Source organism: Streptomyces iakyrus, from assembly GCF_000717055.1.
GTDB lineage: Bacteria > Actinomycetota > Actinomycetes > Streptomycetales > Streptomycetaceae > Streptomyces > Streptomyces iakyrus.
In genome coordinates, this window is the sequence record NZ_JNXI01000016.1 from 185,197 (window position 1) to 210,566 (window position 25,370).

Annotated in this window: 22 protein-coding genes; 11 read left to right on the plus strand and 11 right to left on the minus strand. The window is 71.3% G+C overall.

The window, feature by feature from the left end:
- Window positions 1–101: 101 nt before the first annotated feature.
- The 3 genes from trhA to OO68_RS25515 are packed head-to-tail and all read left to right on the plus strand — an operon-like array spanning window position 102 to window position 2,250.
- Window positions 102–815, plus strand: a complete 714-nt coding sequence (trhA, locus tag OO68_RS25505) for a PAQR family membrane homeostasis protein TrhA (RefSeq protein WP_033311285.1) — start codon at window positions 102–104, stop codon at window positions 813–815.
- A gap of 46 nt (window positions 816–861) precedes the next feature.
- Window positions 862–1,485, plus strand: coding sequence for a TetR/AcrR family transcriptional regulator (locus OO68_RS25510; RefSeq protein WP_033311287.1), 624 nt, complete (start codon window positions 862–864; stop codon window positions 1,483–1,485).
- 33 nt (window positions 1,486–1,518) lie between these two features.
- Window positions 1,519–2,250 (plus strand): Mut7-C RNAse domain-containing protein, encoded by a 732-nt coding sequence (locus tag OO68_RS25515; RefSeq protein WP_033311288.1) that lies wholly within the window; start codon window positions 1,519–1,521, stop codon window positions 2,248–2,250.
- Window positions 2,251–2,330: 80 nt separating this feature from the next.
- On the opposite strand, the gene OO68_RS25520 is transcribed toward OO68_RS25515, so the two are convergent.
- The 5 genes from OO68_RS25520 to OO68_RS25540 form a co-directional block, all read right to left on the minus strand.
- The gene (locus OO68_RS25520; protein WP_033311290.1) at window positions 2,331–4,736 is read right to left on the minus strand and encodes a galactose oxidase family protein; all 2,406 of its coding nucleotides are present in this window, start codon (window positions 4,734–4,736) and stop codon (window positions 2,331–2,333) included.
- Window positions 4,720–5,928 carry a glycosyltransferase gene (locus tag OO68_RS25525; RefSeq protein ID WP_033311292.1) on the minus strand — a complete coding sequence of 403 codons (1,209 nt, stop codon included), beginning with the start codon at window positions 5,926–5,928 and terminating at the stop codon, window positions 4,720–4,722. Before OO68_RS25525 ends, OO68_RS25520 begins: the two co-directional genes overlap by 17 nt.
- Window positions 5,925–7,574, minus strand: coding sequence for an ArnT family glycosyltransferase (locus tag OO68_RS25530; RefSeq protein WP_033311294.1), 1,650 nt, complete (start codon window positions 7,572–7,574; stop codon window positions 5,925–5,927). Before OO68_RS25530 ends, OO68_RS25525 begins: the two co-directional genes overlap by 4 nt.
- A complete protein-coding gene (locus OO68_RS25535) occupies window positions 7,571–8,854 on the minus strand; it encodes a glycosyltransferase (protein ID WP_033311295.1) in 1,284 nt (427 codons plus the stop codon). Before OO68_RS25535 ends, OO68_RS25530 begins: the two co-directional genes overlap by 4 nt.
- A gap of 146 nt (window positions 8,855–9,000) precedes the next feature.
- On the minus strand, window positions 9,001–11,034 hold the full coding sequence (locus OO68_RS25540) for a thioredoxin domain-containing protein (protein ID WP_033311297.1): 2,034 nt from the start codon (window positions 11,032–11,034) through the stop codon (window positions 9,001–9,003).
- A gap of 170 nt (window positions 11,035–11,204) precedes the next feature.
- Between OO68_RS25540 and OO68_RS25545 the strand changes: the two genes are divergently transcribed.
- Window positions 11,205–14,405 (plus strand): tetratricopeptide repeat protein, encoded by a 3,201-nt coding sequence (locus OO68_RS25545; RefSeq protein WP_033311298.1) that lies wholly within the window; start codon window positions 11,205–11,207, stop codon window positions 14,403–14,405.
- Window positions 14,406–14,892: 487 nt separating this feature from the next.
- Here the strand turns inward: OO68_RS25545 and OO68_RS25550 are convergent, their stop codons facing one another.
- Both OO68_RS25550 and mca read right to left on the minus strand, forming a co-directional pair.
- Window positions 14,893–15,183, minus strand: a complete 291-nt coding sequence (locus OO68_RS25550; RefSeq protein ID WP_078625445.1) for a hypothetical protein — start codon at window positions 15,181–15,183, stop codon at window positions 14,893–14,895.
- Window positions 15,176–16,057: a mycothiol conjugate amidase Mca gene (gene mca / locus OO68_RS25555; protein WP_033311300.1), complete on the minus strand. Its 882-nt coding sequence runs from the start codon at window positions 16,055–16,057 to the stop codon at window positions 15,176–15,178. Before mca ends, OO68_RS25550 begins: the two co-directional genes overlap by 8 nt.
- A 147-nt stretch (window positions 16,058–16,204) precedes the next feature.
- Between mca and OO68_RS25560 the strand changes: the two genes are divergently transcribed.
- Window positions 16,205–16,603: a DUF4307 domain-containing protein gene (locus OO68_RS25560; RefSeq protein WP_033311301.1), complete on the plus strand. Its 399-nt coding sequence runs from the start codon at window positions 16,205–16,207 to the stop codon at window positions 16,601–16,603.
- Between the two features lie 179 nt (window positions 16,604–16,782).
- A complete protein-coding gene (gene greA, locus OO68_RS25565) occupies window positions 16,783–17,280 on the plus strand; it encodes a transcription elongation factor GreA (RefSeq protein WP_031104770.1) in 498 nt (165 codons plus the stop codon).
- Between the two features lie 58 nt (window positions 17,281–17,338).
- Here greA and OO68_RS25570 read toward each other — a convergent pair whose 3' ends face one another.
- The 3 genes from OO68_RS25570 to ilvA all read right to left on the minus strand — a co-directional run bounded on the left by OO68_RS25570 (window position 17,339) and on the right by ilvA (window position 20,576).
- Window positions 17,339–18,196, minus strand: a complete 858-nt coding sequence (locus OO68_RS25570) for an ABC transporter permease (RefSeq protein WP_033311302.1) — start codon at window positions 18,194–18,196, stop codon at window positions 17,339–17,341.
- Window positions 18,193–19,170, minus strand: a complete 978-nt coding sequence (locus tag OO68_RS25575; RefSeq protein WP_033311303.1) for a daunorubicin resistance protein DrrA family ABC transporter ATP-binding protein — start codon at window positions 19,168–19,170, stop codon at window positions 18,193–18,195. Before OO68_RS25575 ends, OO68_RS25570 begins: the two co-directional genes overlap by 4 nt.
- Before the next feature lie 176 nt (window positions 19,171–19,346).
- Window positions 19,347–20,576, minus strand: a complete 1,230-nt coding sequence (ilvA, locus tag OO68_RS25580; RefSeq protein WP_033311305.1) for a threonine ammonia-lyase — start codon at window positions 20,574–20,576, stop codon at window positions 19,347–19,349.
- Between the two features lie 163 nt (window positions 20,577–20,739).
- Between ilvA and OO68_RS25585 the strand changes: the two genes are divergently transcribed.
- The 3 genes from OO68_RS25585 (at window position 20,740) to OO68_RS25595 (ending at window position 22,202) form a co-directional block, all read left to right on the plus strand.
- Complete coding sequence (locus OO68_RS25585; protein WP_174569459.1) at window positions 20,740–21,246, plus strand: MarR family winged helix-turn-helix transcriptional regulator; 507 nt, start codon at window positions 20,740–20,742, stop codon at window positions 21,244–21,246.
- 178 nt (window positions 21,247–21,424) lie between these two features.
- Entirely contained in the window at window positions 21,425–21,928 is a 504-nt protein-coding gene (locus OO68_RS25590; RefSeq protein WP_033311306.1) for a sigma factor-like helix-turn-helix DNA-binding protein, read from the plus strand.
- A gap of 25 nt (window positions 21,929–21,953) precedes the next feature.
- The gene (locus OO68_RS25595; RefSeq protein ID WP_033311307.1) at window positions 21,954–22,202 is read left to right on the plus strand and encodes a hypothetical protein; all 249 of its coding nucleotides are present in this window, start codon (window positions 21,954–21,956) and stop codon (window positions 22,200–22,202) included.
- A gap of 18 nt (window positions 22,203–22,220) precedes the next feature.
- On the opposite strand, the gene OO68_RS25600 is transcribed toward OO68_RS25595, so the two are convergent.
- Window positions 22,221–23,375 (minus strand): cystathionine gamma-synthase, encoded by a 1,155-nt coding sequence (locus OO68_RS25600; RefSeq protein WP_033311308.1) that lies wholly within the window; start codon window positions 23,373–23,375, stop codon window positions 22,221–22,223.
- 119 nt (window positions 23,376–23,494) lie between these two features.
- Between OO68_RS25600 and OO68_RS25605 the strand changes: the two genes are divergently transcribed.
- Window positions 23,495–24,616, plus strand: a complete 1,122-nt coding sequence (locus OO68_RS25605; RefSeq protein ID WP_033311309.1) for a hypothetical protein — start codon at window positions 23,495–23,497, stop codon at window positions 24,614–24,616.
- An 80-nt stretch (window positions 24,617–24,696) separates the two neighbouring features.
- Entirely contained in the window at window positions 24,697–25,365 is a 669-nt protein-coding gene (gene msrA / locus OO68_RS25610) for a peptide-methionine (S)-S-oxide reductase MsrA (RefSeq protein WP_033311310.1), read from the plus strand.
- The last annotated feature ends 5 nt before the right edge of the window (window positions 25,366–25,370 follow it).

Below are 25,370 nucleotides of genomic sequence, written 5' to 3' on the forward strand. Positions count from 1 at the left end.
TGCGTGACCATCGCCGGGACGCGGTGAGAGGATGGCCACTCTTCACCGGTCAATCGGCGGCCCCTACGCGCCACTTACGGTTCCGTAGCTACCATTCGGCCATGACTGCGTTCGTCCCCGACGCGCCCACGGACTCGGCGGCCGACGGCCACGGTCCGAAGGCGCTCTCCCTGCCGCATCCGGTCAAGCCGAAGCTGCGCGGCTGGCTGCACCTGGGCATGTTCCCGGCCGTTCTGGTCGCGGGCCTGGTGCTGACCGCGCTCGCCGACTCCTCCAGAGGGCGCATCGCCTGCGGGATCTTCGCACTGACGGCCTGCCTGCTGTTCGGTGTGAGCGCGCTGTACCACCGGGGCAACTGGAGTCCGCGCATGGACGGCGTCCTGCGCCGGCTGGACCACGCCAACATCTTCCTGATCATCGCGGGCACCTACACGCCGCTGACCCTGCTGCTCCTGCCCGGCGCCAAGGGCCGGTGGCTGCTGTGGGGCATCTGGGCCGCGGCCGTGGCCGGCATCCTCTTCCGGGTCTTCTGGGTCGGCGCCCCGCGCTGGCTCTACACGCCCTGCTACATCGCCATGGGCTGGGCGGCCGTCTTCTACCTGCCGGACTTCATGCGGACCGGCGGCATCGCCGTCCTCGTCCTGGTCATCGTCGGCGGCCTGCTCTACAGCGCGGGCGGCGTGGTCTACGGCATCAAGAAGCCGAACCCGTCACCGCGCTGGTTCGGCTTCCACGAGGTGTTCCACTCGTTCACCCTGGCGGCCTTCATCGCGCACTACGTGGGGATCTCGCTGGTGGCGTACCAGCACGGATAGGGCCGTGAAGTGACAGTGACTCGCGTCTGAGAGCTACTGTCACTTCATGGATACCGTCACCAACCCGGCCGACCGCCCTCCCCTGGGGCTGCGGGAGCGGAAGAAGATCAAGACCCGCCAGGCCATCCGCACCGCGACGTACGCGCTGATCGAGGAGCAGGGCTACGACGCCACGACGATCGAGCAGATCGCGGACCGCGCCGAGGTGTCGCCGTCGACCGTCTTCCGGTACTTCCCGACCAAGGAGGACATCGTCGTCACCGACGAGTGGGAGCCGGTGGTGATGGCGCAGCTGCGGGCCCGGCCGCGGGACGAGTCGTGGGCGGACGTCCTGCGGCACGTGATGCGCACGGCGCTCGACCTGAGCCTCGCCGAGGAGCCCGAGGTGACGCGGCTGCGGACCCGGCTCGGGGTCGAGGTCCCGGCCGTCCGCGCCCGCATGATGGAGAGCATGGCGGCGACCGGCCGGCTGCTCCGCGAGGCCCTCGCCGAACGCTCCGGTCTCGCCCCCGACAGCCTGGAGCTCCGGGTCTTCGCCATGTCGGTGATGGGCGGGCTGATGGAGGTCTCCCAGTACTGGGCGGAGACCGGCCACCGGGACGACATCCGGGACCTCGTCGACCGCGCCCTGGACGTCATGGAGCACGGCCTGCCGAGCGGAAAACCCTGAGGCCGCTGTCCGCCGCCGTGACATCCTGACCTGGTGAACGGTCCCGAGATCCACGTCGAGTTCGCCCCCGAGCTGCACGTCTTCGTCCCCCGGGCCCGCCGGGACGGCACGGTGCGGGCCGCCACCGACGGCGCCGCCGGCCTCGGCCACGTCATCGAGTCGCTGGGCGTTCCGCTGACCGAGGTCGGCGCGCTGCTCGTGGACGGCCGCGAGGTGCAGGTCTCGCACGTCCCGGCGGCCGGGGAGACGGTGACCGTACGGACCGTCGCGCGCCCCCAGCGGATCCCGGGCGCTCCCCTGCGCTTCCTCCTCGACGTCCACCTCGGCACGCTGGCCCGCCGGCTGCGGCTGCTCGGCGTGGACACGGCCTACGAGTCGACCGACATCGGCGACCCGGCGCTGGCCGCTCGCTCGGCGGCGGAGCAGCGGGTGATGCTGAGCCGCGACCGGGGGCTGCTGCGGCGGCGTGAGCTGTGGGCGGGGGCGTTCGTGTACAGCACGCGGCCGGAGGAGCAGCTGCGGGACGTACTGGACCGGTTCGAGCCCGAGTTGCTTCCCTGGACGCGGTGCACCGCCTGCAACGGGATGCTGCGCAAGGCCTCCAAGGAGGAGGTGGCGGACCAGTTGCAGCAGGGCACGCACCGGTCGTACGACGTGTTCGCGCGGTGCGGTGCGTGTGGGCGGGCGTACTGGAAGGGTGCGCATCACGAGCAGTTGGAGGCCATCGTGGAGCGGGCGCTGTCGCTCCGCGGGCAGCGCCGTTGATTCCCGAGCGCCGCGGGGAACCGCGGGGCCGTCGTGGCCGGTCGCCCAGTTCCCCGCGCCCCTGAAGGGACGTGTCTCTCCTAGCGCCTGGTCAGGTCCCCCTTGCCGCAGGCGATGCCGTCACCGTTGCGGTCCAGGTTCAGCGGGTCGTCCTTGCCGTTGACCTTCAGGCGGCCGTAGTCGTTCGCCTTGAGCCACGTGCAGCGGGCGGCCGTCGTCTTCTTCACCTCCGCCGGGAAGTCCGTCGGCACGCAGACGTTGATCGAGCCGTAGTGGCGGTCGCAGCCGGAGACCGTCGGGCCGACCTTCTGCGACACCCGCTTCTTGCCGGGCCCCGTGACCTTGCCCTTCGGTGCGTCGGCGAAGTCGTGGACGTGGGCCGAGGCGTCGGTCGCCTTCAGGGCCTGCGGGCCCTGAAGGTGCACCCACTTCGCCACCGACGGCACCCCGTTCGCGTCCATCGCGAAGAGCATGTACCAGCCGGGCGGGGCCAGGTTGGGGTTGCTCGTGACGTTCAGGTCGACGTTGTCGCCGTCCACGGACAGCGGCAGGTCCACGAACCGCTGGTTCGGGTCGGAGGAGTGCGTGACGGCGGCCGGGCGGATCAGCTGGGCCTTGGCGACGGGCCGGTCGACGGTGATCCGCTGGGTGTCGCCGTAGTTCCACTCGGTGTCGATGACGGACGTGATCTGCGGGCGCGGGCCCTTGAACAGGTAGGGCGGGCTGTAGACCGACACGTCGTGGTTCCAGGTGCCGTTGCCCGGGTTGTCGCCGGTGGTCATCACGCGGCCGTCGGGGAGCAGGAACGCCGAGGAGTGGTAGCCGCGCGCCTCGGGGTCGACGGCCACCGGGTCGAACGTCTCCGACGCGGGGTCGAAGATCGACGTCTCGTACACCGGGTTGGCGCGGTTGTGCAGCGCGCCGCCCGTCTCCAGCACCTTGCCGTCGGGCAGGAGCACCGCGGAGACGTACATCTTGCCCTGGTTGCCGGTCTGCGGGACGGGGCCGTTGCCGAGGTCGACCGTGCCCTGCGGGATCGGCGGCCCGGCCACGTACGACGGGTTCGGCTGCTTGAGGTCGATGATGTCGGTCAGGCGGTTCGCCTCCGGGTTGGAGTCGATGTTGCCGCCGCCGAGGGTGAGGACCTTCTGGTCCTGCGCCGGGGGCAGCAGCACGCTGGCCGACTGGTCGCGCTCGTCCTTGTTCCGCAGGCCGGGCACCTGGGTGGTGGTGTTGGCGTCGTAGTCGTAGATCGCGGAGCCGGTGCCGGGGATGTTGTTGCCGAAGACGTGGCTGCCCGAGTAGAAGAGGCGGCCGTCCTGCATAAGGATCATCGACGGGTACAGGCCCCAGTACGACCAGGTCTGGTTGACCTTCCACAGCGGCTGCCACTGCTGCTCGGCCTCGGAGAACAGCTCGGCGGTGACCGAGCCGGTGGAGTCCTCGCGCAGGCCGCCGAAGGAGATGACGTCGCCGTTGCCGAGGACCGTCGCCGACGGGTACCAGTGGCCGTCGTTCATGTCGTTGGTCTTGGTGTAGGTCTCGGTCTCCGGGTCGAAGATGTACGAGTCCTTGTAGCCCTGGTAGCCGACGCGGCCGTCGGCTGTCGGGTAGCCCTTGTTGCCGCTCATGACCAGCACCCGGCCGTCCTGGAGCTGGACGTGCCCGGCGCAGAACATGTCCTTGGGCGTGGGGATGACCTTGTAGGAGCCGTTCGCCGGGTCGTAGACCGCCGAGGTGAAGGTGCCGGCCTCGAACATCGACTCGTCGTTGCCTGAGCCCGCGATCAGCAGCACCTTGCCGCCCGGCAGGACGACGGAGTGCATGGAGCGGACCGGGTTCTGCGTGGGCAGCACGTCCCACTTGCCGTTCGCGCACTGCTCCGCCGTGCCGGTGCACTCGGGCGGCAGGACCGGGTCGGGCACCTGGTCCATGGTGTAGTCGTCGGTGGTGGCGGAGCCGGTGCCGTAGACGGAGACGCCCCAGGAGATGCGGTCCGTGCCGGCCGGGACCTCGGGGGTGCGGACCGTGGCCTCGGTCCAGCCACCCGCCATGTCCAGTGTCTTGAGGTCGGTCCAGTACTGCCAGCCGGCCGTGGTGTCGTGCCGGAAGAGCGTGATCGCCGCGTCGGGCGTGGTCGTCTTGTACCAGAGACCGAGGTCGTACTGCTTGCCCGGCGTCACCACCGGCGCGCACGCGGCGGACTCGGTGATCAGCGCCTTGCGGTCGCCGTCGACGCGGCGGGTCAGCTCGACCTTCATGGCCTTGGAGCCGGTGTGAGCGTCGGACGTGGTGGTGAAGGTGAAGTCGTTGTCGCCCCAGCCGGACTTCTCCCAGCAGTACGGCATGTCGCCGGTGCCGGCGGTCTCGAAGCCGGGGTTCTTGATGAGGTTGGCGGCGGAGGCGGACTGGGGTGCGGTCAGCAGCAGGCCTGCGGTGAGGCCCGCCACCGCCAGGAACGCGGTACTTCTACGACGTCTGTTCACACGGCTCTCCTTGCTGTGCGGTGCTCCCGCGACCGGGCTTCTCGCGTCCCCGGCGCGGCAGGTAGACCAGCGCTTCGGTCCCGGCGAAGCGCAGGACGAACGTCGTCACCAGCGCGAGCGCGGTGGCCGACAGCACGCCCAGGTGCAGCTGGTGCACGAACAGGGCGATCAGCGGGATGCGCAGCACCAGATCGGCGTTGGCGAGCAGCGCGAAGCGCCCGGCCCGGTCCCACCACCGGCGGTGCCGGCGGCGCTCGCGGAACAGCAGGTGCTCGATGAGCACGAAGTTCCAGGCGACACCCAGCTGGTTGGCGAGGATCTCCGCCGGTACGTAGTGCATACCGGCGGCGGTCAGCGCCCACAGGCCCAGCAGGTTCGGCACGAAGCCCGTCAGCCCGATCAGGCCGAACCCGATCATCCGCGCGACCGGCGAGGCGGCGCGCAGCCCGGCCAGGTGGCGCAGGAAGCGCAGGCCCTCCTGCGCGGTCGACTTGGACTCCCCGGCGAACCGGTCCTGGAAGACGAAGGGCACCTCGGTGACCCTGCGCGGGCGGCTGCGGACGGCGAGTTCCAGGAGGATCTTGTAGCCGAGCGGCTGGAGGACCTCCGCGGTGACCGCGCTGCGGCGGATCGCGAAGAAGCCGCTCATCGGGTCGCTGATGCCGTGCAGCCGGCGCGGGAAGAGCGCCTTGGTCAGCCAGGTCGCCCCGCGGGAGACGGCCACCCGGTAGCTGCCCGCGAGTCCGGCCCGGCTGCCGCCCTTGATGTACCGGGAGGCCACGACCAGCCCGGCGTTCGCCCGCTCACCGGTGGCGACGAGGTCGGGCACGAGGGACGGCGGGTGCTGGCAGTCGCCGTCCATGACGACGATCCAGTCGGACGTGGCCGCCTTCAGGCCCTCGACGACCGCTCCGCCGAGCCCGCCCACCGGCTTCTCGCGGTGCAGCACGGTCACCGGGAACGGGCAGTCCTGCGCCGCCTTCTCGATGACCTCGGGCGTGTCGTCGGTGGAGTCGTCCACGAAGACGACCTCGCAGGGCAGCCGGGCCGGGACGGCCTCGGTGATCTGGCGCAGCAGCTGCCGCACGTTCGCCGACTCGTTGAACGTCGGGACGACGATGGTGACGGCGCCCGGTTCGGGGATCTCGGCGGTCTCCACCACCTCGCCGGGGACGGTGTACTCCTGGCTCATCGCGCGCCTCCGGCGGTGGTCTGGATCTGGCGGATCTCGATGCGGTCCTCGCCGGTGCCGAAGGTGGCGACCGGTTCGGAGTGCTCCATGGCGGCCTTGACGTTGGGCAGGTCGGCCGCGTCCCGCCGTACGGTGGGCGAGGCGACGACGTAGTCCAGGTCCTTCCAGCCGCGCGGCATCGTCTTCGTCACCGCCGGGTCCAGGTCGGCCTTGTAGAACCAGATGACGCCGAGCCCGGGCCGGTAGCCCCGGTGCACCAGGTCCAGCCAGAGGGCGTCGTCCACCAGCACCCGGGTGCGCTCCGGGTCCTCCACCTCCGTGGCCAGCCACTTGGAGGCGGCCTTGTAGGGGGCGTTGGCGTCGGTGGTGACGGCCGTGTGCGCACCGTCGTACCAGCGGGGCACCACGTAGGCGCCGGCGGCCAGGGCGAGGACGGCGGCGAGCGCGTACCGGCTCACACTGACGTACCGTTTCTCCGCCTCGGAGCGCCAGCGGCTCAGCACCGCGTGGGCGACGGAGGCGGTCCCTCCGGCGAGGACCAGCGCGAGGAACGGCAGCGCCTGGATGACGTACATCGCGGGCAGGTAGCCGTTCGGGCGCAGGGCCAGCGCGGCGAAGATCGCCACGGCCAGGGCCGGTCCGGCCAGGGCCCGGGCGGTGACCGACCAGCGCCAGGTGAGGAGCAGGAGCAGGGCGCCCGCGAGACCGCCGAGGGGCAGGATCTTGTCGTAGTACAGCCACGACTGGAGCACACCCCAGGAGCCGGAGCCCTGGTCCAGGATGAAGCCCGAACCGGGTCGGGTCATCTGGTACTTGACGCCGTCCCAGAGGGACACGTGCCCGGCGCCGGGCAGCAGCTCGCCCTTGAGGAGGGCGAACAGCGGGTAGGAGAAGCCGATCAGGGCGCAGGCCGTGACGGCTCCGGTGATCGCGAACTTGCGGGTGTCCCGGTGGCTGTGGCGCCACATGGTGAGGAACAGGGCGGGCAGGACGACGAGCATCGTCTCCTTGGTGAGGACGGCCGTCGCGGCCGCTATCCCTGCGCCGAAGTGGTGCCACAGGTGGCGGCTCGGGGACGCGGCCAGGGTGAAGGCCAGCAGCGTCCACATCACCGCGAGGTTGTCGAGGAAGATCTCCCGCTGGAGGACGACCGACAGCGGGGAGAGCCCGAAGAACACCATGCCGAGGGCGGCCGCCCAGCGGGGCAGCGCGAGGCGCCGGCCCAGCACGTAGACGAGGACCGCGCTGATGCCGCTGATCACCAGCATCGCGGCGCGCATGGTGCCCACCGTCATCGACTCGGGGCTGATCAGCGCGGGGATCCACGTCAGTACGGCGATCTGGATCCAGCCGAGCGGCGGATGGTCGTACCAGTAGGTGTAGTGGGCCAGGCCGTTGCCCTGCTGGACCGACCAGGCCTGGGCGAGATAGGTGCCCTCGTCGTCGCTGAGGGCCGGGTAGTCGGCGATGTTCCAGCCCTGCACGACGAGGATCGCCAGGAGGAGGACGCCGCAGAGGAGCAGGTCGGGCCGGGAGGAGCGCAGCCGGCTCGGCGGCTCCGGTCTGCGGTGCGTACCGGTGCGGGGCGCAGGCCGGCGCTGCGCGGGGACCTTGGCTGTGGTCACCGCGGGAAGGGTGGAGGTCACGCGGGAACGTCCTCTCGGGTCACGCCGTGCCGGCTCACGGCCGTCTCGTCGAGGTGGGCCCCGACATGGCTGGTCAGCTCCCAGTCGTTGCGGCCGCGCTGCTCACGCCAGACGGCCCGCACGGCCGCTCCGGCGAGCAGGACCTGGTAGAAGGGGCCGCCGAGGATCAGCTTCAGGTAGTGCGCGAAGCGGACGCGCAGCCCGTACTGCTTGCCGAAGTCGTGCAGTCCGACGACCTCGAAGACGAAGGTGACCAGGGCGGTGACGGCCGGCAGGAAGGTGATGAAGGCGATGGCGACGGGCACGTCGAGGAACAGGGCGATCGCGACGTTCAGCGGGATGATCAGGCCGGTGAAGGCCTGCATGAACGGCGTCATCAAGGTGTAGCGGGCGAGCAGCCGCTGCCCGAGGGTGGGCAGTTGCTTCCAGTCCTTCTTCCGGTACACCTGGAGGAACCCCTGGTTCCAGCGGGTGCGCTGCTTCAGCAGGGACATCAGCGAGCCCGGGGTCTCCTCGCGGGTCACCATGTCGGAGTCGTAGGCGACGACGACCTTCTTGCCGACGCTCGACAGGCGTACGCCCAGGTCGCAGTCCTCGGCGAGGCAGTTCGGGTCCCAGCCGTCGGCGTCCCTCAGGACGCCCGTGCGGACGAAGACGGTGTTGCCGCCGAGCGGAATGAAACCTTTCTGCGCATGCAGGTGGAGCCGCGAGCGGAACCAGAAGAAGTACTCCAGGCAGTTGCGCAGGCTGTACCAGCTGGAGTGGAAGTTGATCAGCTGCACCCCGCCCTGGACGACGTCCGCGCCGGTGGTGCGGAAGGCGTGGTCGACGTGCGCGAGGAGCTCGGGGTGGACCTGGTCCTCCGCGTCGAACACGCCGACGACGTCGCCGCGGCAGTGCGGCAGCGCCGTGTTCATGGCCTTCGGCTTGTTCTTCTTCTCGTGCGTGTCGACGACGACCCGGACCCGTGTGTCACGCGCCGCGGCCTGCTCGGCCACGGCGGTGGTCTCCGGGTCGTCGTGCCCGACGATCACGATGATCTCGAAGTCGGTGTGGCTCGACTCCAGCAGCCGCTGGATCGTGTGGTCCAGCACCGCCTGTTCGTGCCGGGCGGGCAGCAGCAGCGAGAAGGAGACGTGCTCGTCCCCGTCCGGACTGCTGAACCGGGTGGAGGCGAGCACTTCCGGCGTGCGCCAGGCGTGCATCTGCCACCACAGCGTGAACGCCGCCATCCAGAACAGGGCCAGTGAAACGGCAGCGATGAAGACAGACGTCAGCAAACAGATCCCCCCAGATCCCAGAGCCCCCGGTCGTGACGGTGTGCCGGTGCGGCCCCTCCCGTCACGTCACTGTGCAGAGATTAGGGGGGAACTGTGAAGCCTGGGGGCTGTTCAGATAAAGAGCGTGTTTCCGTTGATTCCCGACTTCAGTCGCTCAGCACCGCACGCAACCAGTCAACTTCCGTTGTCGGCGCGTCACATGTGAAGTTACGGCAGACATAGGCCGCCGGTTCACCGCCGACCAGCGGACGGCCGCTGAGCAGCGGGAACTCCTCGCTCTCCGGCACACCGACGGCCACGACGGCACCCGGCGCGGTCCCCAGAAGTGCCGTGCGGTGCAGGGACCTCGTGCCCTCGTCGCCGAGCGACGGACCCACGACCGCGACTTCCCGCGGACCGTCCAGCACAGCCTCCGCGACCGCGAGCCCCCAGCCGATGAAGCGCGGCACCCGCGGCCCGAGCGCCTTGACGACACCGAGGGCCTTCTCCGCGGCCGTGCGGTGCGGCTCGGAGCCGGTGTGCGCGGCGTACCCCAGCAGGGCACCGGCCGCCGCGCTCCAGCCGGACGGCGCGGCGTTGTCGGTCGGATCCTGCGGACGGCGGATCAGCCGCTCGGCGTCGGCCGCCGTGTCGTACAGCGACCCCGACTCCGGGTCGGTGAAGCGGGCCAGGACGTGGTCGACGAGGAACCCGGCGAACTCCAGCCAGACACCCTCCCCGGTGACGGACGCGAGCGCGAGGAAACCCTCCGCCACATCCGCGTAGTCCTCCAGGACACCCGCGTTGGCGCCGGCATGGCCGTCCTTGCTGGTGCGGGTGAGCCGGGCCTGCTCGTCCAGGTGCAGCCGGACCAGGAGGTCGGCCGCGGCGACGGCGGCCTCCACCAGGTCGGGCCGGTCGAAGTAGGCGCCCGTCTCGGCCAGCGCGGCGATCGCGAGGCCGTTCCAGGCGGCAACGACCTTGTCGTCCCGGCCGGGCGCGGGCCGCTCCGACCGCGCCGCCAGCAGCCGCTCCCGGATGGAGGCGACCTTTCCCGCGTCGACGAAGCCGTCCCGCACGGGCAGTTGGAGGACGGACGCGCCCTCCTCGAAGGTCCCCTCCTCGGTCACCCCGAAGACCTGCGCGGCGAGGTCGGTGTCCTGCTCGCCGAGGACCTCCCGCAACTGCTCCGGAGTCCACACGTAGTACGCGCCCTCGACGTGCTTCCCAGTGCCGTCGTCGCTGTCGGCGTCCAGCGCGGAGGCGAACCCGCCCTCGTTCGTGCGCAGTTCGCGCACCATGAAGTCGGCCGTCTCCAGGGCGACGCGGCGCGCGAGCTCCGAGCCGGTGGCCCGCCAGAGATGCGCGTACACCCGGCACAGCAGGGCGTTGTCGTACAGCATCTTCTCGAAGTGCGGCACGACCCAGTCACGGTCGACCGAGTAGCGGGCGAAGCCGCCCCCGAGCTGGTCGTAGATCCCGCCCCGCGCCATCCGCTCGCAGGTGTCGCTCGCCATCTGGAGCGCACCCTCGGCGCCGGTCCGCGCATGGTGCCTCAGCAGGAACTCCAGCACCATGGAGGGCGGGAACTTCGGCGCCCCGCCGAATCCGCCGCGCTGCGGGTCGTACTCCCGGGTCAGCCCGAGCAGCGCCTGCGCGAGCTCCTCCTCACCGGGGGTCTGCGCGTCGCCGTAGGAGATCTCCCGCCCGGCCAGGTCCCGGACGATCTTCCCGGCGACCTCGGTCACCTCGTCCCGCCGCTCGTCCCACGCCTGGTGCACCCCCTGGAGCACCTGCCGGAAGGACGGCATGCCCTGACGGGGAGCGGGCGGGAAGTACGTACCGAAGTAGAACGGCTCGGCGTCCGGAGTGAGAAAGACGGTCATGGGCCAGCCGCCCTGCCCGGTCGCGGCCTGCACGGCTTCCATGTAGACGGCGTCCACGTCGGGGCGTTCTTCGCGGTCGACCTTCACGCTCACGTAGTGCGCGTTGAGGTACTCGGCGGTCTCCTGGTCCTCGAAGGACTCGTGAGCCATGACGTGGCACCAGTGACAGCTGCTGTATCCGATGCTGAGCAGAACGGGCACGTTCCGCTTCCGCGCCTCTTCGAAGGCCTCTGCCGACCAGGGCCACCAGTCGACGGGATTGTCGGCGTGCTGGAGCAGGTACGGGGACGTCTCATGAGCCAGTCGGTTCGGCATGCTTCCATCCTGCCTCAGGATGGCCGCCCGGCCGCGGAACGCAGTCCCTCGCGCGAGCTCGCAGCCCGTGGATCACCGCACCGCATCCGTTGATCGTCGCCCCCTCGCGCTCGCGCCTCCCACCAAGGACACTCTGAGGCAAAGGAGTTGCCGCCAGAGGGGGACGTGACATGCGGGACGCTCATCGGGCGGAGGCCGAGCGGTTGTTGGTGCGGGCCGTGGAGGAGGAGGTGCGGCGCACGGGCGGGCGCAGTGACGGGAAAGTGCTGCTCGCGCGGGCGCGCGGGGCGCTCGACACGATGGCGCGGAGTGCGGGTGAGGAGTACGAGGCCTATACGCGCGCCCTGGACGAGGCGGCGGCCGGTCAGCTGACCTTCGGGCAGCGTTACGCCCGGGAGGGGGCCGGGACGCCGTTGCTGGTGGCCGGGGTCGCTGCGGTCGCGGCCGTCGTCGCCGACCTGTCGCTGGGCACAGGGGCAGGGACGGCCGTCGGGGCGGGTGTGACGGTGGGTGTCGTGGGGGCCGCGGCGACGGTGGTGAAGGTGGTCGGGTCGCATCTGCCGGCCGCGCACCGCCGTGCCGGTGCCGTGAGCCAGCCGGGCGGCCCGGAGCAGTTGCGGCTGCAGTGGCTGACGGCGCTGGAGGTGCGGGGCATCCGGCCGTTCCTGGACCAGCAGCGGGTACTCGCGGCCTCGACGGGGCCGAAGAAAACGAGCGGCCCGCGGCTGCGGGGCGCGGACAAGAGCGCTGCGGCGCGCGGGCGCAATGTGCTGGAGCAGTCCTTCGCGCAGCTCCCCGAACCGGCGGAGCCGTTCGCGGGGCGGCGGCAGGAGCTGGCGCAGATCCGGCAGTGGGTGCAGGCGGCCCGGGCGAGCACGGAGACGCAGCCGACGGTGGTGGTGCTGCACGGCACGCCCGGCAGCGGCCGTACGACGCTCGCGGTGCACGCGACGCACGATCTGAGGGACTACTTCCGCGGTGCCTGTGTCGTCGACCTGCGCGCGGACGGGCCGGGCGAGTCCCCGCTGTCCACCCGTGACGCGCTGCTGCATCTGCTGAACCGGCTCGGCGCGCCCCGCGAGCAGCTGCTGTTCCGCGAGCGGTCCTCGCCCGACCAGCAGGTCAAGCGGCTGAGCGAGCTGTATCACCAGCATCTGACGGGGCTGCCGGTCACGGTCGTCCTCGACGACGCCGCGGACGCGGTGCAGGTCCGTGCCCTGGTCCCGGAGCGGTCCGACAGTCTGGTGCTGGTGACCGCGCGGGGCCCGCTGGAGCTGGAGGGCCTGCCCGCGCGGGTGCATCAGCTTGCGGTGGCGCCGCTGGACGCGGCGGGTGCGGAGGAGCTGCTGGGGGCGGCGGCGCAGGACCGTTCCGGGCCGTACGACGCGGAGTCCGCGGACCGGGTCCGGGAGCTGTGCGGTGGGCTGCCGCTGGCGCTGCGTATCGCCGGCTCGTGCCTCGGTCCGCGCTCGCCGCGGGCGCTGGCCACGGACCTCGACGCGTACGGCCCGGTCGAGCCGGTCGAACGCGCCCTGTGGCTGCGCTACACCGACCAGTCGGAGACCGTACGGCGGTTGCTGCGCCGGCTGGCCCTGGCCGGGCGGGCCTCGCTGGGGGCCGCGGCGGCCGCCGCGCTGCTGGCGACGGACGAGGCGGAGGCGAAGCGTCATCTGCAGGTGCTGACCCGGGCCGGTCTGATCGACCACGTCCGGGGCGACCGCTACCGGCTGCACGACCTGGTGCGTTCCTTCGCCCGGGCCCGCCTGCTCGACGAGGAGGAGCCGGCCGAGCGCACCGCTGCGCAGGAGCGGCTGATCGTGAACTACGCCGAGCTGGCCGACTCGGTGCTGCGGATGGTTGACGGCAACATGTCGACCCGGACGAACCGTTTCAGCCCGTACGGCTTCACCTCGCTGGACGAGGCGCTGCGCTGGCTGGACGACGAGTCGAGCTTCATCACGGCGGCACTGCGGCACGCCGAGGGGGTGGACCAGGCGGCGGTGCTGAACCTGCTGGGCGCGCTGTGCGACTACTGCCTGCTGCGGGGCGACCTGTACCGGCTGGGTGAGATCAGCGAGCTGACGCAGGCGGTGGACGAGGGGCTGCTGGTCCGCTCGGTGCAGTGGCGTACGGGTATCGCGGCCCGGCAGCTGGGCGAACTGGACAAGGCCCGCACCACCCTCGCCTCGGTCGTGGACCTCTACCGGGAGGCCCATCACGACGCGGGTGCGGCCCGCGCGCTGTGCTCCCTCGGCATCACGCTGCACCACCAGGGCAATCTGACGGAGGCGTCGGAGAAGCTCCGCGAGGCGCTTGCCCTCCAGGCCTCGCCCGCGCTGGCGGTGGACCGGGCATGGACGATGCACGCGCTCGCGGCGGTGGAGCGGGACCGGGCCCGGCTGGCGGAGGCGCTGGAGCTGCTGACCGAGTCGTTGGTCCTGCACCGGCGGGGCGAGTCCGTGCACGGCCAGGCGTGGGCGCATTTCCAGCTGGGTCAGCTGGGGCTGCGCATGGGCGACGTCCCGCGGGCCGAGGCGGAACTGCGGGCGGCCCTGGAGCTGTACGGGCGGACGCGTGACGCGCGTGGTGAGGCATGGGCCCTGACGCAGCTGGCCCGTGCGCTGCTGGTCGCCGGGGACGCGTCCCCGGCGGTGGAGGAGCTGCGCGGGGCGGCGGCCCGGCACCGCGACAACGAGGATGCCCGCGGCGAGGCCTGGACCCTGTACTACCTGGGCCAGGCCCTGGAGGAGACGGGAGATCTCGATCAGGCGGTCCGCGAGCTGGAGCGCGCCCGCACGATGTTCTCCCGCATGCGGGACGTCTACGGTCTGGCCTGCGCCCGTCACCACTCGGCGCGCGTCACCCGCGACCAGCGGGCGGCCCAGACGGGCTCGCTGCGCAACTCGGGCTTCGCCCGCCAGCTCCTCGTCGACGCCCGGGCCGACTTCCAGCGCATCGGCGTCGCCCACGGCGAGGCCTGGACGTGCCTGGAGCTGGTGGTCGTGGACGCGGGCAATGCCCGCACGCAGCAGGCACTGGCCCTGTGCGACGAGGCGGTGGAGCTCTTCGCGTCCTACGGCGACCGCCGGGGCGAGGACTGGGCCCGCTTCCTGCGCTGCACCCTGCTGCCGTATGCGGCCCCGGGCGGCATGGAGGTGGGCACGGCGGTGGCCCAGGAGGAGCTGGCGCAGCTGTCCCGCGCGACCCACGGGCTGCGCGACCGGAAGCTGGACGACTACCTCGACGCGTACCAGCTGCTGCTGGAGCGGGGCGTGACCCTGGAGGCGGGCTGGCAGGCCTGGCGCCTCGGCATGGTGCCGGACCGGCATGCGCGGGAGGTGATGGGGGTGGCGGTGGAGTCGAAGGCGTAGGCCACGGGCCGAGCGGGGGCCGGGACGCGCGGTCGCCCCTGTCGGCGGCATGCGTCGGGACGGCGGGTAGCGCCGATGACGCCGACGGGGACGCGCCGGGCGCCCCCGGCGAGCGCTACGGGCGACGCGCTCCCCCTGGGCACTCCTTGATGCGCACGACTTGATGCGCGCAAGGCGACGGGTGTGCGGGTGGAGCGGAGAGCGAAAGCCTTGGGACGGGTACAGGGGGTGCTCCTGGCCAGGGCGAGGCGCCCCTGGGCTGCGCTGCTGCTGCGCGAGGCACCCTCCGGCGGCACGCCTCGACACGCGCGAGGCGACGGGTGGAGTCGACGGCCCGGCCGCGCGCGGCCGGGCCCCCCTTCCGGCGACGCTCCCCGGGCCGGAAACGCGCCGGGTGACCGTCGACGCGTTTCCGGGATGCGCGCCACGCACCCGTCGGCGGCGTTCGGTGCCGGCCACCGACGGGTGGTGTCCCCTGGGTGGGGCGTCAGCTTTGCTTCTTGGCGCCCTGGCTCGACGGCTCCGCTTCCGCGGCCTCCGCGTCCGCGTCCGCCGGGGACTGCTCCGGCTGCTCCGCCTTCGGGTCCGGGACCTGGGTGAAGTCGACCCGGTTCATGTGCCGGCTCATGGACTTCATCAGGGCCCACACCGCCAGGGCCATCGCCGCGAAGACGATGAAGCCGAGGACGCCGGGGGTGACCTTGTCCTCGTCGACCTCCTTGGCGAAGGAGACGAGGTGCGTCATTGCCAGGCTTGCGCTTGCGCTCATGTCAGGCATTGTCGCGGATGCCCGCGAAGAGGTCGTCCTCGGGGAGGGAGGTATCGACGAGCGCCTTCGCCAGCTCGTACTCCTCCGTCGGCCAGACCTCCTTCTGGATCTCCATCGGCACCTTGAACCAACCGCCGTCCGGGTCGATCTGCGTGGCGTGGGCGATCAGCGCCTTGTCGCGGATCTCGTAGAACTCGGCGCACGGGATGTGCGTGGTGAGCGTGCGCTGCTTCATGCCGAACTCCTCCCAGCGCTTGAGCCAGTCCCCGTAGGGGGACTCCAGGCCGCGGTCGAGCATCGCCTGGTGCAGGGCCTCGGTGCGCGGGCGGTTGAAGCCCTGGTTGTAGTAGAGCTTCTGCGGCTGGTAGGCGGGGCCGTACTCCGCCTCCGGGTACTTCTCGGTGTCCGCGGCCGACTCGAACGCCACCATGGAGATCTTGTGGGTCATGATGTGGTCGGGGTGCGGGTAACCGCCGTTCTCGTCGTAGGTGGTGATCACCTGCGGGCGGAAGGCACGGATCTTGCGCACCAGCTCCCCGGCCGCGTGGTCCACGTCCTCCAGGGCGAAGCAGCCCTCCGGCAGCGGCGGCAGCGGGTCGCCCTCGGGCAGGCCCGAGTCGACGAAGCCGAGCCATTCCTGCTTGACGCCCAGGATCTCCCGGGCCTCGTCCATCTCCTTCTTGCGCACCTCGTGGATGTGCTCCTCGATGTACGCGTCGCCCTGGAGCTTGGGATTGAGGATGGAGCCGCGTTCCCCGCCCGTGCAGGTCACGACCAGCACGTCCACCCCCTCGGACACGTACTTCGCCATGGTCGCAGCGCCCTTGCTCGACTCGTCGTCGGGGTGGGCGTGAACGGCCATCAGTCGCAACTGGTCAGTCAAGACTCAATCCTCAGTAAGTCGGCGCCCTGTGTGCGTCGGCGCAATCAGCGGCTTCTATAGTGACCGAATCGGGGGGCGAATAATTCCGGGGCCCGGTGCCGGCGCCCCTTCCGGGACCTCCGTCCCGGCCCTGCCAGGAGGACGATCATGAGTACGGCGAGCACGCGACTGCCCGAGGGCCGATACGGCCGTTCCTCGGACGAGCGCACCGACCGTACGCTCAAGGTCGTGGGCGCCGTCCTGGCGGTGGCGCTGCTGGGGCTCTTCGGCTGGTTCGGCTACCACTACGTCGTCAAGAGCGAGATCAGCGCCGAGGTGATCAGCTTCGAGCCGGGCGAGAAGTCCGTGCAGGTGCACCTGGAGGTCCGCAAGGACGCCGGTGCCAAGGGCTACTGCACCGTGCGCTCACAGGCCGAGGACGGGGCCGAGGTGGGCCGGGCCGACTTCCGCTTCGACGGGGACGAGACCCGCATCGACAAGGTCGTCACGCTCCGTACGACCTCCCCCGGGACCACGGCCGAGCTGCTGGGCTGCCACACCGGCTGACGCCGACCGGGCATCACCTGGAATACGTAGCGCCTGACCTGCATTGACGTGAATCTGGTGGCTTATGTCCTCCCTCTTTGGTCCCTGAATTGTTAGGCTCGTGGTTTCGCCCTTCCGTGAAGGAACATTCTTCTGGGTAGGGCGATGCTTTGTATTCCCAGTACCTACGAGGAGCACCTGTGACCCAGACCAGCGAGAACGTCACCTGGCTGACCCAGGAGGCGTACAACAAGCTCAAGGCTGAGCTTGAGCACCTTACTGGTCCCGCGCGGGCGGAGATCTCCGCGAAGATCGCCGCTGCTCGCGAAGAGGGCGACCTGCGTGAGAACGGCGGGTACCACGCGGCCAAGGAGGAGCAGGGCAAGCAGGAGCTCCGTGTGCGCCAGCTCACCCAGCTCCTCGAGAATGCCAAGGTGGGCGAGGCGCCCGCGGCGGACGGTGCGGTGGCGCCCGGCATGGTCGTCACGATCGCGTTCGACGGCGACGAGGACGACACGCTGACGTTCCTGCTCGCCTCCCGCGAGTACGCGAGCTCCGACATCGAGACGTACTCGCCGCAGTCCCCGCTGGGCACCGGCGTGATCGGCCACAAGGTCGGCGAGGACGCGGAGTACGAGCTGCCGAACGGCAAGAAGGCCCTGGTGAAGATCCTGAAGGCCGAGCCGTACGAGGGCTGACCGACCGCGGTCCGGGCCCTGATCTGCCCCCGGCGCCAGAGCGGCACCGGGGGCATCGTCATGCCGTCGCCGAGCGGTACTTGCGCACCGCCAGGGTCCGGAAGACCACCAGGATCAGGATCGAGTAGATCAGCGAGGCCCACACGGGGTGCTGCATGGGCCAGGCGTCCGACGTCGACTGGCCCGGGTTGGCGAAGAGGACCCGGCATGCCTGGACCGTGGCGCTGAAGGGGTTCCACTCGGCGATGTGGCGCAGCCACGGGGTCATGTGGCTGGTGTCCACGAACGCGTTCGAGATGAAGGTGACTGGGAAGAGCCAGATCAGGCCGCTGGACGTGGCCGCCTCGGGGGTCCGGACGGACATGCCGATCAGGGCGCCGATCCAGGTGAACGCGTAGCCGAGCAGGAGCAGCAGGCCGAAGGCCGCGAGGACCTTGGCGGCGTTGGTGCTGCCGTCCGAGCCGACGCGCCAGCCGACCAGGAGGGCGACCACGGCGAGGACCACGAGGGTCAGGGCCGTCTGCACGGAGTCGGCGAGGGTACGGCCGGTGAGCACCGCGCCGCGTGCCATGGGCAGGGAGCGGAAGCGGTCGATGAGGCCCTTGTGCATGTCGTCGGCGATGCCGGCGCCGGAGCTGGCGGTGGCGAAGGTGACGGTCTGCGCGAAGATGCCGGCCATCAGGAAGTTCTTGTAGTCGGCGGCGCTGGTGCTGTTGCCGATCTGCATGGAGCCGCCGAAGACGTAGGTGAACAGCACCACGAACATGATCGGCTGGATCAGACCGTAGATGATCATCTCGGGGATCCGGGACATGCGGATCAGGTTCCGCTTGGCGACGACCATCGAGTCGCGGATCGACTGGCTGACCGGGTTCGCGGCCGGCGCGACCCGCACGGTGTCGGTGACGGCGCTCACTGGGCGGCCTCCTTGTCGTTCTCCTGGTCCTTGATCTCGGCGACGTGTCCCGTGAGGGACAGGAAGACGTCGTCGAGGGTGGGCCTGCGCAGGCCGATGTCGTCGATCTCGATGCCCCGGGTGTCCAGCTCGCGGATGACCTCGGCGAGGAGCTTGGCGCCGCCGGTCACGGGGGCGGTGAGCTTGCGCATGTGCTCCTCGACCGTCGTCTCGCCCTTGCCGAAGCCGGCGAGGACCTCGGCGGCGGTCTGGATGTGCTCGCGTTCGTGCACGACGACCTCGACGCGCTCGCCGCCGGTGCGGGCCTTGAGCTGGTCGGAGGTGCCCTGGGCGATGACCTTGCCGTGGTCGACCACGGCGATGTCGTGCGCCAGGTGGTCGGCCTCCTCCAGGTACTGGGTGGTGAGCAGCAGCGTCGTGCCTCCGGAGACCAGTTGCTTGATGACCTCCCACAGCTGCTGGCGGTTGCGGGGGTCGAGGCCGGTCGTCGGCTCGTCCATGAACATCACGGGCGGCGAGACGACCAGGGCCGCTGCGAGGTCGAGGCGGCGGCGCATGCCTCCGGAGTAGGTCTTGGTGGGGCGGTCGGCGGCGTCGGTGAGGTGGAACTGCTCCAGCAGTTCGGCCGCGCGCTCCTTCGCCGCCTTGGCCCGCATCTGGTAGAGCTGGCCGACCATCTGGAGGTTCTCCCGGCCGGTCAGGTATTCGTCGACGGCCGCGAACTGGCCGGACAGGCCGATGGAGCGGCGGACCGCGTCGGGCTGTTTGAGCACGTCGATGCCTGCGACGACCGCTCGCCCGCTGTCGGGGCGCAGCAGGGTGGTCAGGCAGCGGACGGTGGTGGTCTTGCCCGCGCCGTTCGGCCCGAGCAGGCCGAGGACCGTGCCCTCCGGCACGTCGAGGTCGACGCCGTCCAAGGCTTTGACGTCACCGAAGGTCTTCACCAGACCTTCGGCGTAGATGGCGCCTGGCATATGAGTCTCCACGTCTTCGGGGATGACCGGACAGACGTCCGGTGAGGCTTCGCACTGACACACCATAACGCGATGTATCGCGTGTCACAATGCGTTTTTCCTCGTTGCATTGCGTGAGGCGAAAGGATCTTGACCGGCTCGGGAGCCGGTGCCGGCCGAGGCCGATGGCCCTGTGATCAGCCGATGACCGTGTAGCCGGCCTCGCGCAGCGCCTGGCCCACCTCGGCGCAGTGCGCCGGGCCCTTCGTCTCCAAGTGCAGCTCGACCTCCGCCTCCGTGAGCCCGAGCCGCGGGTCGGTTCGCACATGACTCACATCGAGGACGTTAGCGTCGACCACTGACAACGCGCCCAGAAGTGTGGCAAGGGCACCGGGCCGGTCCGTCAGCCGCAGCCGGACCGCCAGGTAGCGGCCCTGCGCGGCCATGCCGTGCCGCAGCACCCGCTCCATCAGCACCGGGTCGACGTTGCCGCCGGACAGCACCGCGACGACCGGGCCCTCGAACGCGCCGGGCTCGCTCAGCAGCGCCGCGACCGGGCTCGCCCCGGCCGGCTCCACCACCAGCTTGGCCCGCTCCAGGCACAGCAGCAGCGCGGCGGACAGCTCGTCCTCGCTGACCGTGCGCACCTCGTCGACCAGCTCGCCGACGATCCCGAACGGCACGTCGCCCGGCCGCCCGACCTTGATGCCGTCGGCCATCGTCGCCGGGTTCTCGACCGCCACCGGCCGGCCCGCCGCCAGCGAGGGCGGGTAGGCCGCCGCGCCCGCCGCCTGCACGCCCACGACCCGCACGTCCGGCCGCAGGGACTTCACCGCCACCGCGATCCCGGCGGCCAGCCCGCCCCCGCCGATGCCGACCAGGATCGTGCGCGCCTCCGGGCACTGCTCCAGGATCTCCAGGCCCACCGTGCCCTGGCCCGCGATGATGTCGGGGTGGTCGAAGGGGTGGATGAACACCGCGCCGGTCTCGGCCGCGTACTCCTGCGCCGCGGCCAGCGTCTCGTCGACGACCTGGCCGTGCAGCCGCACCTCGGCCCCGTAGTCCCGGGTGGCGCTGACCTTGGGCAGCGGGGCGCCCTTCGGCATGAACACCGTGGAGCGCACACCGAGCAGGGCGGAGGCGAGGGCGACGCCCTGCGCGTGGTTGCCCGCGCTCGCGGCGACGACACCGGCGGCACGCTCCTCCGGCAGCAGACCGGCGATCCGCACGTACGCGCCGCGCAGCTTGAACGAGCCCGTCCGCTGGAGGTTCTCGCACTTGAGGTGGACCGGCGCACCGACCATCTGGGACAGGTGCCTGCTGCCTTCCATCGCGGTCACCCGCGCCACACCCGAGAGCATCTTCTGCGCGCCGCGCACGTCGTCGAGGGTGACGGGCCGAAAGGAGTCAGCCGTGCTGTAGCTCATGACTCCAGCATCGCAGTTCACAGGCGGGAACGACCGTTGTGACCAACCTCCGAGACCCGCTTTGCGCAGCCCCGGTACGGCCCGCCTTCCGGCCGCGTACCCTGTCCCCCAATCTGCCAGCCCTCCACGAAGTGAGCCCCCGGCCATGCCCACAACACCTGAAATGTCGATGGACATGACGACCGTCGGTGACACCGGTCTTCTCGACACGCTGCAGCACGAGGTGGCGCTGTTCGCCCGCCGTGCCGAACAGACCCGGCTCGGCGGGGTCGGGCAGGTGCGCAACTCCATGGACCGCGCCGCCTATCTGCTGCTCAACCGCCTCGACAAGGAAGGCCCGATGGGCGTCAAGGCGCTCGCCGCGAGCATGGGGATCGACTCGTCGACGGTCACCCGGCAGGTGGCACCGCTCGTCGACACCGGTCTGGTCAAGCGCACCTCGCACCCCGAGGACGGGCGCGCGGTGGTGCTGCAGCTGTCCCCGCGCGGCCAGGCCCGCCTGGAGGAAGTGCGTTCCTCCCGACGGCAGTTGATGGCCGAGCTGACCCACGACTGGCAGCCCGAGGAGCGCGAGGCGTTCTGCGACCTCCTCACGCGCTTCAACAGCGCCCTGTCCTCCCGGATGGCGGCCCAGGGGGTGCCGGGACCGGAGGCGGACCCGGCGTCCTGAACGCCCTGCCGCGCGGGGCACCGCGTACGACGGCCGGGCCGCCACGCGCGCGTGGCACCGTCCGGGCCGTGCGCGGCTCTTGACCTCGGGGCCGTCCCTGGCCTGATATGAGACCGGGCCCCCGTCGCGTGCGGCCGGGTGCCCGCATCCTCAGGGTCGCCGTCAGGCGGGAGGCGCGGTGCTGGAGCGGCATGCGTCCCGGGCAACCCGTCGCGCCCGGGAGTTCGAGGCGTTCGTCGCGGGCGCGGCCGGGCGGCTGCTGCACGCCGCCACGCTGCTCACCGCGGAGGCCCCGGACGACAACCCTCGCGCGCGGCGTCTTCTGACGCTGTCACTGGCCCACACGTTCGCGAGCTGGGACCGGCTGCGCGGCGAGGACCCCTACGACCGCACCCGCTCGCACCTCGCCGTCCGCTTCGCGCGCGGGGCGTGGCACCACCACGGCGGGCTCGGCCGCTCCCGCCCGGACCCCGCGAGCCCCCTGGCCCCGCTGACCCCGCAGGAACGGCTGGTCCTGGTCCTCCGGCTGTACGAAGGTGTCGCCGAGGAGCAGACAGCGGCCCTGCTGGGCCTGTCCCCGGAGCGCGTACGGGCGATCTGCCACCGGGCCACATCGACCCTGCTGCACCGGCCGCGGGGCCCGGCGCCCGCGGTGACGGCCACCAAGGCGGTGCCGTCGTGAGCCCGGACCACGACCGGAGGGCGACATGAGCGGCAACGACCGCGAGGCGGCCGTACGACGGCTCCTGGAGCAGGCGCCACGCTCCCTGCCGCCCGAGATCCACACGGAGGCGGTGCGCCGCGGCGGCCGCATGCTGCGGCGCCGGACGCTCGCCCGCCGCGCCCTGTGGCTGCTGCTGCTCGCGGCGAGCCTGGCGTTCACCGTGTGGGCGCTGACGGCCCGCCCGTGGGTGGAGCCGCCGTCCGAGACGACTCCACCCCTGAGCGGCTGGTGACCCGGTGAGGGGGCCGGTCTAGCCGAGCGCCTGCTGGAGGTCCTCCAGCAGGTCCTCGGCGTTCTCGATGCCCACGGACAGGCGCACCAGGTCGCCGGGGACCTCCAGGGCCGAGCCGGCCACGGACGCGTGCGTCATGCGGCCGGGGTGCTCGATCAGCGACTCGACGCCGCCCAGGGACTCGCCCAGCGTGAAGATCTTCGCCCGGTTGCACACCTCGACGGCCGCCTCCTCGCCGCCCTCGACACGGAAGGAGACCATGCCGCCGAACGTCTTCATCTGCTTGGCGGCGACCTCGTGCCCCGGGTGCTCCGGCAGCCCCGGGTACAGCACGCTGCTCACGCGCGCGTGCCGGGTGAGCATGTCGGCGATCTTGGCCGCGTTCTCGCTGTGCCGGTCCATGCGCACGGACAGGGTCTTGGTGCCGCGCAGCACCAGCCAGGAGTCGAAGGGCCCGGCGACCGCTCCCATCGCGTTCTGGTGGAAGGCCAGTTCCTCGCCCAGGCCGGCGTCGGCGGTGATCAGGGCGCCGCCCACGACGTCGGAGTGACCGCCCATGTACTTGGTCAGCGAGTGCACGACGATGTCCGCGCCCAGCGCCAGCGGCTGCTGGAGGTAGGGCGTGGCGAAGGTGTTGTCGACGACGAGGCGGGCGCCCGCGTCCCGGGCGACCTGGGCGACGGCGGCGATGTCGGTGATGCCGAGCAGCGGGTTGGAGGGGGTCTCCACCCAGACGACCTTGGTCTTCGGGGTGACGGCGGCCCGCACCGCGGCCGGGTCGCTCGTGTCGGCGACCGACCACTCCACGCCCCAGCGGGCGACGACCTTGGCGAACAGACGGAACGTGCCGCCGTACGCGTCGTTCGGGATGACCACGTGGTCGCCCGGGCTGAGCAGCGTACGCAGCAGGCAGTCCTCGGCCGCCAGCCCGGACGCGAACGCGAGACCGCGGCGGCCGCCTTCCAGGGCGGCGAGGTTCTCCTCCAGCGCGGTCCTGGTGGGATTGGCGCTGCGGCTGTACTCGTAGCCGCCGCGCAGGCCGCCGACGCCGTCCTGCTTGTAGGTCGAGACCTGGTAGATCGGCGGGACGACCGCGCCCGTCAGGGGGTCGGCGGTGTTGCCCGCGTGGATCGCGAGCGTCTCGAAGTGCTGACTGATGTGCCTGTCGCTCATGAGCACCGAGGGTAGTGCGCCGCGGCGAAGAGTGCCGGGGGGTCCGGGCGGGGCGGGGTTTTCCACAGGTTCGGGGAGCAGGTTGGCCAATTGTCGGCGCGGTCTGGTTCGCTTGTTGCATGGAGATTCTCTGGGTCCTGATCGCGCTGGTCATGCTGGGCTTCGTGCTGCTCCCCTTCCTGCGGCGCAGGCGCGGTGGTGCGATAGGGCTGGTCTCCCCCGACCACCCGGACGCGGCCGACCCGGCGAACTACGGCTTCGTCCGCGAGGAGGAGCTCGACATCCGCATGCCCGGCCCCGACCAGGACCTGCTGGACGTCCTGGACGTGGTCCAGCGCACGCAGGACTACCGCGCCGCGCAGCAGCTCCTGGCGGGCACCGAGACGGAGGGCGAGCGGCGCTGGCAGCGCGTGCAGGCCTTCGCGGGCGCCGCCTCCCTGGAGCTCTCGCGGCGGCCCGGCGGGGTGAGCGAGGCGCCGGGCGGGCAGTGGCTGCGCGTGTGGCGGGCCGAGGCGCCCAAGGACGCGGGCGGCGCGGCGGTGCACGCCGAGTTCCTGGTGCAGCAGGCCTGGCGTACGGCCACACCCGGGACGGACGAGTTCCGGATCATCATGGAGGAGGCGAGGACGGCGTGCGGTGACGCGGCGCTGCTCGCCCCCGGCGACCCGATCCCCTACATCGTCGAGCTGTCGGTGGCCCGCGGTCTCGGCTACTCCCAGAAGGACTTCGAGCAGATCTGGCTGAAGATCCTGGACCGCGCCCCGGCCCACATGGGGGCGCACCTGGCCGCGCTGCACTACTGGTGCGAGAAGTGGCACGGCTCCCGTGCGGAGGCCTACTCGTTCGCCGAGGCCGCGGCGGCCCGGGCGCCCCAGGGCTCCCTCCTCTCGGCGATGCCCCTCTTCGCGGTGTTCGAGCACCTCCCCGAGGTGACCCTCGTCGCGAGTTTCTGGCAGAGCGAGGTCGTCACGAAGGCGGTCCACGGCGCGCTGCACGCGGTGCACTCGGCCCGCCCGGACGACCCGATGCTGGCGCACGTACGGCACATGCTGGTGTTCTTCCTGGTCCGCAGCGAGCGCTGGTCGGAGGCGATGAACCAGCTGGTCCACATCGACGGCCACGTGGGCGCCCTGCCCTGGACGCTGTCCGCCGACCCGGCGGCGGAGTTCGCGGTGTACCGCGCGCTGGCGGTGGCGGGCTACGAGGCGAACGGCGGCAGCCCCGCGAGCCTGCCGCACTGACGCCCGCCCGCGCGGTCTCACCACGGAATTCCGGGAGGTCCCGGCTCGTTGCAGAGGGCGTCGCCCCGATTGGAGACCGCATGTTCGCGCACCGCCGCACGCCCCACCTGCCGACCCCCGAGCAGGCGCTGCCCGGCCGCCCGGAGCCGGCGTACACGGTCCCCGACCGCCACACCGTCCTCGGCAACCCGCTGCTCGGCCCCTACCCCGGGGGCCTGGAGACCGCCGACTTCGGCCTGGGCTGCTTCTGGGGCGCCGAGCGCACGTTCTGGCAGCTCCCGGCCGGTGTGTGGACGACGCTCGTCGGCTACCAGGGCGGCCACACCGAGAACCCCACGTACGAGGAGGTCTGCTCGGGCCTGACCGGCCACACGGAGGTCGTGCGCGTGGTCTTCGACCCGGCACTGATCTCGTACGAGCGTCTCCTCAGGACGTTCTGGGAGTCCCACGACCCCACGCAGGGCTTCCGCCAGGGCAACGACGTGGGCACGCAGTACCGCTCGGCGGTCTACACCCACACCCCCGAGCAGGAGGCCACCGCCAAGTCCTCCCGCGAGGCGTACCAGAAGGTCCTCACCTCCTCCGGCTACGGCGGCATCACCACGGAGATCGTCCCGGCGCAGGGCCGCCCCTTCTACCCGGCGGAGGGCTACCACCAGCAGTACCTGGACAAGAACCCGGCGGGGTACTGCGGCATCGGCGGTACGGGTGTGTCCTGCCCGATCGGGGTGGCCAAGGCCGGTGACTGACCCCT